Here is a 7,409-nt window from a genome sequence, read left to right as displayed (position 1 = left end):
GAATCCGAAGGACAGCAGCCAAAAAACGTCGTAGACACACAGGACCGGGCACGGCGGAGCTCTGCGACGTCGGGACCGGGCCCAACAGCCGGCCACGGAGCGAAGCGGAGTGGACGCCCAAAAGGGTGCGAGCCCCGCGAGCATGCCTCTCCCTGGTCCGCGGGGGATCCGCCCAGGCCGATCCCGGCCCGGGCTTGCCGCACGCACCAGGTGAGTGGTGCCGGCCCTTGGGCGGGAACGGCGGTCCGTCGCCGGCAACCACCCACAAGAGCCGGCCACCTGCGGCGGACCGCCCGCCCACGAAAGGCGAACGGCCCGACCGGCTTACGTGGCGCTGTCGATCTTGGTGAGGATCGCGTTGGTGGCTTCCTCGGTCTGGCGCTGTAGATCCTTGATTTCCTCGTCGGCCGGGGCAGCTTCTATTTTCTCGAGCTGGACCTGCCACGTATCCAACGCCGTGAGCAGTTCGGGCGTGAAGGTTGCATCCGGTTTGCCCTGCAGCCCGAAGTAGTAGAAAGCATCCGCCATTCCCGGGTAGCCGATCCTTGCGGCCGTATCGGCTGCTTGGTCGCGTTGGCCTGCCTCGTGGTGGGCTTCGTAGTCGAAATCGCCGTCTTCATCCCAGAAGTTCGTCATGGTTCTGTTTCCTCAAAACTTGGGAGGGTGGCCGGGAGCTGGTCCCGGCCACCCTCTTGGTTTAGGCCGCTGGCTGGGTCAGCCGGGTGTCGAAGAGTGCTTCGGCACGGCGGATCAAGTACTCCGGAACGTCGACGTCATGACTGAGACCTTCCCGGCCCAGGAACACGGCGTTCCCGGTGACGGGCAGATCAAGCCCGGTTTCGTGGAGCAGCTGCGCGGCGCGGACGTTCGATGGTCCGGTAGTTTGCGTCTCGGCGTTCAGGTAGACCTGCCAGTCGCCTCTGGCGATGCACTCCAGGCCGCCGCCGACGAGGATTTGAAGGCTGCTGTGCCGGGCATCGAGGCTGGCCACGGTGACGTTCTTGCTGAGTCGCGACGGGATGTAAAGAGCTATGCGGTGGGTAAGCATGGCGTCTCCTTGCCCTTCTAGAGAGGTCCGTCAGTGAGCGGATCATGCCCGCCGTTGGCGAGGCGGCGATCCTCGGCGTTGTCCATGTCCAAGGCATAGAACCAATCCGCGTCCGTCTTGTGCTGAAACGCCGGTTCCTGGGGTTCTGTGGTGTTCATTGTTTTGTGTCCTTTGCAGAGGATTGGTGAGGGAGCGGTGTGACCCGGCCAGCTGCTTTCTTTCCTCCCCCGTTGTTTTTTGGTTGCTGGCAAGCTTGCTTGCTTGGCGGCCAGCGGAGCCCTGTCTACCCGCAGGGCAAGGTGCTGGAAATCTTCGAAAGGAAATAAGCGAAGCGCCGTCGAAGAATTCCAGTGCCGCTGGCCCCGACTGCTTTTGGAGGGGCTAGACGGGGTGGAGTGGACGCCTACAATCCGGAGGACAGCAACCAGAAAACGTCGTAGACACACAGGACCGGGCACGGCGGAGCTCTGCGACGTCGGGACCGGGCCCAACAGCCGGCCACGAAGTGGACGCCCAAAGGGGTGCGAGCCCTGCGAGCATGCTCTCCCTGGTCCCCCGCCGATCCGCCCAGGCCGATCCCGGCCCGGGCTTGCCGCACGCACCAGGTGAGCACTGCCGGCCCTTGGGCGGGAACGGCGGTCCGCCGCCGGCAACCACCCACCAAAGCCGGCCACCTGCGGCGGACCGCCCGCCCACACAAGGCGAACGGCCCACCCTGCCTATGTGGCGCTGTCGGTCGGGCGGGTGTTGAATCGGCGGAAGTTTACGGCGATTTCGTGGGCGATATCAGCCATCGGTGTTCCCGGCGTAACGGTCTTCTCTTCATCGGCGGAGAACTCCACCGGTTCGCCGTCGTCGTCGTAGTGGTCCGGGCCGTAGTAGAGCTCAGCGGTGGTGAACCTGGATTCCAGGGGGTTCTTCCAGCTGAATGATCCGGGGCCAACCGTGAAGGTTTGGCTGCCTTCGCTCTGAAGGAAAAAGGTGGCGGTGCCTCCGCCGGTTTGTTCGACGTGAAGCTCCAGGCCTTCGGCTTTCATCGCATCCACCAGCTCACGCGCGGGAAACCATTCAATCTCTTCTGTGGCCTGTTGGGTTTCGGGGCTTTCAGTCATGGTTCTGTCTCCTTTACGAATGGGGTGGTGGCCGGGACGGGTATCCCGGCCACCGGTGGGTCTAGCTGGCGAGTAGTTCGCCAGTTCTGCGGCGTCGGAAACCAGTGCTGCCGTGCCTTCTTTCAGGAGCCTGTGGCAGCCTGCCGAGTTCGCGCTGTGCACGCTTCCGGGTACTGCCGCGACGTGCCGGGCAATGGTTTCGGCGTGGTGCGCGGCGTTCAGCGCGCCGGAACGCCACCGGGCTTCGACAACACAGGTGACCCCGGCGAGGGCGGCAATGATGCGGTTCCGCTGCAAAAAGCGGTAACGCGTAGGCGCGCTTCCGGGGGGCTGCTCTGAGACGACCAAACCGTCGGCCCTGATCGCGGCCGCGAGGTCCGCGTTACCTGACGGGTAAACCCGGTCAAGGCCTCCGGCTGCAACCGCGATCGTCGCCGGTCCGGTGCCGGTAAAGCCAGCAAGCGCGCCACGGTGGGCGTGCGCGTCGATGCCGTAGGCCAGGCCGGAGACAATGCAGATTCCACGCTGGGCCAGTCCATGGGCCATCTCACCGGTAACAGCTGCGCCGTAACTGGTGGAATCGCGGGAACCAGTCAACGCGGCCGCGCGCTGTACCGCGGGGATCCCCTGGGTGATGTTCCCGACGTACCAAAGCCCATACGGGGCATCAGGCAGATCATCGAGGCCGATGGGCCAGTGTTCGTCACCGGGGATAAGGAAACCTCCGCCCAGTCGTTCAATGGTGGCAAGATCCCTTTCTGCGTCCACGTCAGGGATCCGCTGCGCCCAGCGGCGCAGCCCTTCGTTCAACTCCACTTCCGTGATGTGGCGGAAGGTGTGGGGCGGTTGCGCCCCGGTTGCTACCCTCAGGGCCGCGTAGGCGCCCAGGGCGTGGACAAGCGCCCGGCCGGTGGAGTCCTGGGAATCGAAAAGGCGAGTCAGGGCGGCGCGTGCAATGCGGTCATTCATGGTTTTGTGTCCTTTGCAGAGGATTGGTGAGGGAGCGGTGTGACCCGGCCAGCTGCTTTCTTTCCTCCCCCGTTGTTTTTTGGCTGCTGGCGAAGCTTGCGGAGCTGTGGCCGACGGAGGCCTGTCTACCCTTGGGCAAGGTGTGGGAAATTCCCGGAGGAAATAAGCGACGCAGGAGCGCCGGAGGGACATTTCCTGCACCGCAGGCCCCGGAGCCTGCGGAGGGGCTAGACGGGGTGGAGCGGACACATAGAATCCGAAGGACAGCAGCCAAAAAACGTCGTAGACACACAGGACCGGGCACGGCGGAGCTCTGCGACGTCGGGACCGGGCCCAACAGCCGGCCACGGAGCGAAGCGGAGTGGACGCCCAAAAGGGTGCGAGCCCCGCGAGCATGCCTCTCCCCTGGCCATCTGGGTTCAGGGTCATTTGGGCTTGGAAGGCGAAAGAGCCGGCACGTGGGTGCCGGCTCTTTCTGTTTTCTCTGCAAAAGAAATTTGTGGGGGCAGCTCGGTTGCTGCCGTGTTTTACAGCTCGTCTAGCCGGTGGTCTTCCATGGGCCAGTCAACGGGTCCGGTGACGGGACCGGCAGTGAGTAAGCGCAGTTCCAGGACGTCTTCGGCCGGGCTTGCGTCGGGGGCAAGGGTGTCTGCCTCGGTCATGCGGAATTCGGCCACGGAGGGGTTCCTGCCTTCGGGTGTTGGACTGCTTTGTCCTTTCACCGTATCGGCTGTTCCTGCGGTTTCACTGGAAAGTGGCTACGCCCGCGGCAGCGTCATCGCGGCCGGCGGAGATGTTCCTATAGTCAAGGAGGCGGTCAGTAAACCGCTCCGCAGTCTGGCTGTCTCACTCCAAGACAACTAGTGGGCACGCTAGCGTCGCCTTGGGAAGGCGCGGAATAGCGCGAAGAACGCGAAAAGCAACCCTAGTAGCCCGATAACCCAAGCCGAAGGCTCCAAGCCAGCAGAACACAGGCTCCCCTCCGATGCTGGGGCTGCAAAGTCAACGCAGGAGCCAGATTGCAGGCCAAACGCCACCACCACGACAAGCAGCGAAACCGTGGCGGCACTCAGCCAAACCCACCGCGGACGCCTTCCTGATTGACTGACCACCTAATCATGGTAAGCAACTCGGATGGGTTTGCCGATTGGTAGGTGGGGCCCGTATCAAAGCAGGCCTCCATTTCCAATAAAGTGGCCGGCTATAAAGAGGTCTCGTCAAAGACGCAGATCCGTGCTGTTCTAGTTAGACAATTCCCGATGAGCAAAGGTGCATCGCATGGACAGCCGTAGCGGTCGATCAATTGTGATTGACCACAAAGACTTTCGAGGCTCCCTGATCGTTATCGCTGGGTTCATAGCGGCGCTCAGCTGGTGGATCGGCATTTCAGGTTACCTAAGTGTAGGAGGACTCATGAGTGGAGGCGGAGGCTTTTTCGTATTCTTGCTAATTCCGCTTCTAGTTACATCGGCCGCCTGCATCATGATCGCTCGATTCGTTCGGTCAAGAAGCGGGCGGGGCCAAGGCCGCCACAACGCTATCCACTAGCCACCGTCGGACCAGGGACAATCCTCAGGCATGCGTTCATGCCGCTTGATGAGCCAAGGCCGGTCTCCGCACCGTTTGGTTGTGGTCCTGTAGATCCTTTTTTAAGGCGTAGTAGAGTTCGCGGGCTACGTAGCGTTTAAGGCTGCGGATCACATCGCCTTTGGAATGCCCTTGTGCACGTTTTCGGTCTCGGTATGCCTGGGACTTGGGGTCTAGTTTTAGTCTGCCCACCGTAATGAGGTAGATGGATCTGTTGGCTTGACGGTTGCCACCTCGATGCAGCCGCATTCGATGGGATTTGCCGGAGGACACTGGTATGGGTGCTACTCCGCAGAGGCGGGCAAACGCAGCTTCACTGGGGAATCTGTCGATGTTCTCGCCGGCCGTGATCAGCAGTTGAGCAGCGGTGACGGGTCCGACTTGGGGAAGTGCCATCATGGTTGGCGCGATTGAGTGCAGCAGCTTGGTGAGGTGCTTTTCGGCCTCGTTGATCTGGGAAGTCAGGTCTGAAATGCGGCGGCCGAGATCGCGCAGGGCATACTTCGCTGCCTGTTCCGGGTCGTCCAGTCGGTTCAGGTCCGGACGAAGGGACCGGGCTCGCGTCGCTTTGGCTTGGAGGGTCTTGGCGTCCAGCCGATCCTTCAGGAATCCTTGTGCTGTAACCAAGATGTCCCGCAGTTGAACAAGCGCAGCCGTGCGAGATTTAATCGCGGAGTCCCGCACGAGATACAGGTGACGTATGGCTTCGACTGTGCCTGTTGTGTCCTTGGCTGGGGAAGAGCATTGACCGGACAGGACTTTGCGGGCCGCTTCCTCCGCGTCTATGGCGTCGTTTTTCCCGGAACGGCTGCGAGTCAGCGCGTGTCCCCTGTTGACCTCGATAACGTCAAACCCTGCGGCGAGGAGATGCCGGGTCAGGCCAGCCCCGTATGAGCCAGTGCACTCGACGCCGAAGGCCTTGATGATCCCAAAGCTGGCGGACCAGTCCAGAAGATCCTGGTAACCAGAAAGATTTGTGGGAAAACGACGGTCTCCCAAAAGATGCCCCATGGAATCCAGGGCCGCCGCGTGGTGAAACATCGAGTGGGTGTCCACCCCAATGGTGACTGCCCTGACGGGCAGCGTCGTTGTGAGTATCATGTGCGCTCTTTCCTGTCGACGGAATCTGAGGCGAGCACGGTTGACCGGGCCGGGCGGACAAAGCACTGAAGAGCTAAGCTGCACGTTCCTATCAAGTCACAACTCCGTCCGGCCCGGTCGCCCTAGGTGAGTGGCAGGGAAGCCGAACCGACAAATCTCCGCGTAGACAGCTCGCGCACAAGGTGCGGATCGTCACGAAGCGGGCAAGTCAGGAACTGATTCCCTGCCACGGTCTCATTTTCAGCAGTCAGCTGACTGCTAAGGCTGCGACTCGCGCAGATGCTTCAATTTCAGATGGCAAGGCAGGGAGGCCAGACCGACAGATCTCCCCTAGTACAGATCCTGCGTAAACCAGGATCGTCAGCCAGCGGACAAGTCAGGAACAACCGCCCTGCCAGCTCCCATTCTCCTCAGTGCGGAGCGGGGGAGGCCGCGCGCACCTGGGTAAGATCCCGATGGGTAAGGCCGGACCCTTGGTGTGGGGTCCGGCCTCATCCGGCTAGCGTCCTATCGTGCGGGCATAGGCCTTTTTCGGATCACGCACGCAGTCAGCCATCAAGCCACGGCCGACCAGCTCGGTCATGAGCTCAGCGAACCGGTAACCCTCGACGTCCTCCAACGCGAGCTTGAAGTACCGGCCCGCGAAGCTGGACTTTCCTTTCAGCCATTCCGTCCAGCCGATCACGCTCAGCATCGGGGCGCGTTGTCCTTCCGGGGTGACTTTCATCAGCTCGAAGACAAGTTCCTGGGCCGTGTCCACACGGTTCCAGTCAGGACGGGCAACGAACACACCCAGCATCACGGAGGTGAACTGATCCCGGGCGTTGGTGATGATGTCCGCCATCAAGTAATCCCGGGTGATGGGGTGCTGCAACGCTCCTGCCAGTTCCAGCGCGGCCTCGTGGGTGAGTCCTTTGGGGTTTTCAAGAAGTTCAGCCCATTGCATGCGGCTGGCTTCGGTGTCCTTGGGCCATCCATCGGGCTTGTGCGCGGCGATCATCTCGCGTGCTGCATCCTCGCCGGTGAACGGCTCAGGGGCGGTGAAACCGGTGACGTTGCTCCCCCGGTAGATGAAGGCGGCGTTGCCGGTGCTGTTGGTGATCTCGTCCAGTGACCGCTCGGTGCAGCAAGCGCTGTCGGTGCACAGGTAGTTACTCCACACTTCCGAGGTCACCATCCATGCGTCTCTCAGGGGCATCCGCGCTGTCTCCAACTCGGTGCGCAACGCCTGAACGTGCTCGGAGAACGGGCGGGATTCGGCCGTGGTGTTCTCGTCGGTGTAGATGACCAAAAGGGTCCCGGTTGCCGCTTCGTCGGCTGTCGCGTAGCTGACGACGGTTTGGGCGAACGCCTTGGGTTCGAAGCAGAGCGGGGCATCAAGTCGCAGCGTGGCGCCAAGTGCGTTGCCCTGCATCGTGATCAGGACGAAGGATTCCTTGGGGGTCTCGCCCAGCATGTGGGGGACGTAGGCCAGGATGTCGGCCGGGGTGCTGATGTTGATGGGATCGTTCATGGTTTTGTGTCCTTTGCAGAGGATTGGTGAGGGAGCGGTGTGACCCGGCCAGCTGCTTTCTTTCCTCCCCCGTTGTTTT

7 protein-coding genes are annotated in these 7,409 nt (G+C 62.0%); all 7 read right to left on the bottom strand.

Going from position 1 to position 7,409, the window contains the following annotated elements:
- Positions 1-324: 324 nt before the first annotated feature.
- A complete protein-coding gene (locus tag A477_RS0118340; protein ID WP_017200351.1) occupies positions 325-636 on the bottom strand; it encodes a hypothetical protein in 312 nt (103 codons plus the stop codon).
- Positions 637-697: 61 nt separating this feature from the next.
- Positions 698-1,048, bottom strand: coding sequence for a hypothetical protein (locus A477_RS0118335; RefSeq protein WP_017200350.1), 351 nt, complete (start codon positions 1,046-1,048; stop codon positions 698-700).
- A gap of 17 nt (positions 1,049-1,065) precedes the next feature.
- Positions 1,066-1,206 (bottom strand): hypothetical protein, encoded by a 141-nt coding sequence (locus A477_RS23540; protein ID WP_017200349.1) that lies wholly within the window; start codon positions 1,204-1,206, stop codon positions 1,066-1,068.
- Between the two features lie 561 nt (positions 1,207-1,767).
- The gene (gene dprA / locus A477_RS22485; RefSeq protein ID WP_017200348.1) at positions 1,768-3,129 is read right to left on the bottom strand and encodes a DNA-processing protein DprA; all 1,362 of its coding nucleotides are present in this window, start codon (positions 3,127-3,129) and stop codon (positions 1,768-1,770) included.
- A 527-nt stretch (positions 3,130-3,656) separates the two neighbouring features.
- Positions 3,657-3,806, bottom strand: coding sequence for a hypothetical protein (locus A477_RS23365; RefSeq protein ID WP_017200347.1), 150 nt, complete (start codon positions 3,804-3,806; stop codon positions 3,657-3,659).
- Between the two features lie 907 nt (positions 3,807-4,713).
- Complete coding sequence (locus tag A477_RS0118310; RefSeq protein ID WP_017200345.1) at positions 4,714-5,817, bottom strand: IS110 family RNA-guided transposase; 1,104 nt, start codon at positions 5,815-5,817, stop codon at positions 4,714-4,716.
- Positions 5,818-6,316: 499 nt separating this feature from the next.
- Positions 6,317-7,330 carry a DUF4192 domain-containing protein gene (locus tag A477_RS0118305; protein WP_017200344.1) on the bottom strand — a complete coding sequence of 338 codons (1,014 nt, stop codon included), beginning with the start codon at positions 7,328-7,330 and terminating at the stop codon, positions 6,317-6,319.
- Between the last annotated feature and the right edge of the window lie 79 nt (positions 7,331-7,409).

The sequence above is a fragment of the Arthrobacter sp. M2012083 genome (genome assembly GCF_000281065.1).
Classification (GTDB): domain Bacteria; phylum Actinomycetota; class Actinomycetes; order Actinomycetales; family Micrococcaceae; genus Arthrobacter.
This window is presented reverse-complemented; position numbering and strand designations above follow the sequence as displayed.

Bases quoted from the DNA above. Each gene is read 5' to 3' on its own strand.
- A477_RS0118340 (WP_017200351.1), bottom strand. From the start codon at position 636: ATGACGAACTTCTGGGATGAAGACGGCGATTTCGACTACGAAGCCCAC.
- A477_RS0118335 (WP_017200350.1), bottom strand. From the start codon at position 1,048: ATGCTTACCCACCGCATAGCTCTTTACATCCCGTCGCGACTCAGCAAG.
- A477_RS23540 (WP_017200349.1), bottom strand. From the start codon at position 1,206: ATGAACACCACAGAACCCCAGGAACCGGCGTTTCAGCACAAGACGGAC.
- dprA (WP_017200348.1), bottom strand. From the start codon at position 3,129: ATGAATGACCGCATTGCACGCGCCGCCCTGACTCGCCTTTTCGATTCC.
- A477_RS0118310 (WP_017200345.1), bottom strand. From the start codon at position 5,817: ATGATACTCACAACGACGCTGCCCGTCAGGGCAGTCACCATTGGGGTG.
- A477_RS0118305 (WP_017200344.1), bottom strand. From the start codon at position 7,330: ATGAACGATCCCATCAACATCAGCACCCCGGCCGACATCCTGGCCTAC.